Origin of the sequence: Kitasatospora sp. NPDC004669, from assembly GCF_040609455.1 — a bacterium.
GTDB lineage: Bacteria > Actinomycetota > Actinomycetes > Streptomycetales > Streptomycetaceae > Kitasatospora.
The window spans coordinates 1-3,097 of sequence record NZ_JBEXKB010000183.1 but is presented as its reverse complement, the minus strand read 5'-3'; the positions used below and the strand labels follow the sequence as shown (position 1 = coordinate 3,097).

Annotated in this window: 3 protein-coding genes and 1 pseudogene; 3 read left to right on the top strand and 1 reads right to left on the bottom strand. The window is 68.8% G+C overall.

All coding sequences use genetic code 11. The annotated features are described in order from the left end of the window. The first annotated feature begins 230 nt into the window (after positions 1-230). The 3 genes from ABZW30_RS46680 (at position 231) to ABZW30_RS46670 (ending at position 2,666) form a co-directional block, all read left to right on the top strand. Positions 231-569, top strand: coding sequence for a hypothetical protein (locus tag ABZW30_RS46680; protein WP_355677441.1), 339 nt, complete (start codon positions 231-233; stop codon positions 567-569). A 693-nt stretch (positions 570-1,262) separates the two neighbouring features. Continuing rightward, entirely contained in the window at positions 1,263-1,385 is a 123-nt protein-coding gene (locus tag ABZW30_RS46675; RefSeq protein WP_355677440.1) for a hypothetical protein, read from the top strand. Between the two features lie 567 nt (positions 1,386-1,952). Beyond that, positions 1,953-2,666, top strand: a complete 714-nt coding sequence (locus ABZW30_RS46670; RefSeq protein ID WP_355677439.1) for a hypothetical protein — start codon at positions 1,953-1,955, stop codon at positions 2,664-2,666. A 37-nt stretch (positions 2,667-2,703) separates the two neighbouring features. Here the strand turns inward: ABZW30_RS46670 and ABZW30_RS46665 are convergent. Next, positions 2,704-2,907 (bottom strand): annotated as a pseudogene (locus ABZW30_RS46665) (IS21 family transposase); the annotation flags it as partial. Positions 2,908-3,097: the final 190 nt, after the last annotated feature.

The window sequence follows — 3,097 nt, the reverse complement described above, 5'->3', positions numbered from 1 at the left end:
GGTGCAGGATCCCGTCGATCACCTGCCGGTGGTCGCGCCACCGGCCGCAACGCCTGTTGCTGACCGGAAGGAACGGCCGCAACCGTTCCCACTCGCCCTATGGATGATCGGCCGGACAGCTCCTAGTCGGACACTCCCGCACAGCGATGGGACTTTACGGAATGCGCCGCCCGGATACGCGTATTACGACTCAGTCACGCTGCGCGACGCAGGGGCATGGGAGGATCGACATGACAGATGCAGCTTTCGCCAAGCTTTTGTCTCTGGAGGCGAAAAGAATTCCAGACCCGAACGGCGTGGACGTCCTCGTCGGTCGAGGTGACGGCGGCACCTTTGACAGGCTAAAAATGCGAGAAGGGGACGCGTTTGAGTTCGACGAGCGATTCGTTCCGTTCGTTAACCAGGCGCCGATTGACATCGTTCTGCACGAACTGCATGAGGCGACTAGTCAGGTCAGCTTCATCGGGGGGGCAAAGATCATCCCCTCCGAGGTAGGCCTTGGAGAACGAACGCAGGCCATCGGCGCCCTGTCTTTGTCTCTGTACGAGCTGACGTACAAAGTCCTTTGACGACCCGCCATCGGCCATGACGCCGTGCTCGCCGACATCCGGTAAGGCCGATTGGAGGCGCCGACGCGGGTGGAGGTGGGACCGTCGGCCGATGAACCGCTGCTGTCCTCGCTGCTCGCGGCAGACGACAGCAGCCCTCCCGGCCTCTACCAGAGCCTGGCCCGCCGCCTTGGCCGGACGGCTTCCTGCCGACGCCGGTGCGACCCGCGCGCACGGGCAGTTCGGGGTCCTGCACCTGCACCAGCTCTTCCGCGACCGCTGACCGGCGGCCTGCCCCTGCGAGCCCGACGCAGCGGTCGTACTTGCTCAGCCCGTCGAGCCGCTCGGCGAGGCCGGCGTCGGACAGCGTCTCCAGGCAAGGGGTCCCCGTAGCGCGAAGGCAGTCGCAGACCCGCCGCAACTGGTGGGCCACGGCTCTCGACCTGATCAGCCGGCTCAACACGAGCCGCTGACCTCGGGTGAGGGGGCGGCGGGACGGTGATCTCTTCCTCGGACGGGAGGGCCTGAGGTTCCGGCGGATCGTCGGCCACGGAGACGCTGCCGTGCTCCGCCATCGAGTACGGTCCGTGCGGCTGATCGGCCCGCAGAGACAAGCCGGTCGAGGGCGTATGGAACAGGACGGGGCCCAGCCCCTCCAGGTGAAGCCACAGGTGTACCAGCGACGGCTCGTCGTCAGCGTAGTGACGCCAAGCCGTGGTCACCTTCAGCAGTCCGCGCCGACAGCACCGGCTCGCCGTCGAAGCCCTCCCCGGCCTGGCCGCTGAGGGGTTCGACGAGGTACACCTCTACCCGGCGGTGAGCCGCTCCGGGCGCTGACGCCGCATACCGGCCTCGCGCCCCGCCCCCTGGGCAACGAGCTGGAGGGCGGGGCGCTCCGATGCGCGGCGCGGTCGCCCGGCCGGCACCGCCCACCGAGAGCACGGAGCCGCCCGCAATGACCTCCCACCCCGATCTGCCCACGCTGCGGGCCGCCGCCCAGCGCGCCATCCGCCAGCCACCGCGCCGCCACCTCGGCGTCCCGGCCTACAGTTACTCCCCTACTCCCCTGTGCCCGCCCCGGCGCCTTCGCCGGACCAGCTTGCCGTGGAGATCGCGGCCGACGCCACACACCCGCGCCGCCACCGGAGCCAACGCCCTCGGCCGCAGCGCCGACAGCCTGACCAGCGCACCCGACTGCCGCGCACTTCCGCTTCAGTGCAAGCACCGCTCCCCTGTGCACCTGCGGCCCCCGGTGGCAACGCCGACGCCGTCTGGGCCGAGATCCAGCGGCTGGAGGGCTCCCGCAGCGCCGGCTCTTGTGCTCGTGCATGCCCCAGGGGGTGAGAGCCCGGAAGTGCCTGTGTGGGAAAGTACGACGCGATCACGAATCCTGGGGGTGGATCAGTGCGCACACGTCATTGCGCGGTGGCTGGGGTTGTTCTGGCAGTTCTCAGCGTGTCGGCCTGCTCGGCCGACCCGCAGGCCCGTCCGGGGGCAGCCGCGGCCTCCAGCCGGGCGCCTCTGGAGCGGCTGCGGAACGGCTTGCTGACTTCGGACCAGCTTCCCCTGGGTTTCCGGCTCCTCACGGAGGAAGTCAACTCGACGACGACCGGTGCTCCGCACACCCCGTCGGCAGTCCCCATCGCGTCGATGCCGTGCTCCGAACTCGGCGTCGAGTCCTTCATGACGACTCACGCCCAACCTGCGGAGGACGTGGCGGTGGGGGTGGAATGGACGCCGGTCGCCGACGACGACCTCGACTGGTTCGGCCAGGAGTCGCTCGACCGGTACGCGCCCGGACAGGCGGCCGCGGTCATGGCCGCCATCCGCGGTGTCGCACAGGGCTGCGCCTCCTACACCAACACACTCGCGGACGGTACGCGGCTCCAGGAGACCGCGTCCGTCACGGCGGCCGAGGTGTCGGCCGACGACAGCCTGCTGCTCCACACCACGTCGACATTCCCCGGCGACCCGGCACCGTTCGTCGGCGAAACCGCTTTCGTCCGCATGGGCGATGTGATCCTCATGGTGCAGCAGGTCTCCGATCAGAAACCGTCACCGAGCTCGGAGAAGGTCCTCGCCTCCGCCGTGAAGGCATACCGTTCCGCCGGCGGCTGACGCCGCGCACCTCAATCCTCCATGCCCGGGGCGGCCCCAGAGCAGAAACCAACGGGAGAGTGACGGTCTTCTCGTTGTCGGTCAGGCAGTGGGTCGGAACCCCGCCCGGCGTGCGGAACGTCGCGTCCAGGCGGGCCGCCACCGTCGGCAGGGTCTTGTCGAACACTGGGATGACCACGTGGAATCGGGACCAGGCCAGCCACGCGCACCACAGGCTGGTGCGTCGTCCACCGAGGCGTGGGACCTGTCGGATAGCGGGGACGCATTGCTGCGTCCCCGCCCCCTCAGTGGACGTTAAGTCCCTTTTCTCTCGGCTCGTGATCGCTCGTTCGTGTAAACGTCGGCCGTACTGGCGTGCCAGTCGTGGTTCGGGTGATGTTCTGCGGCGCATGGACAGACGGGCGTATCCGAGCGACTTATCGGACGAGCAG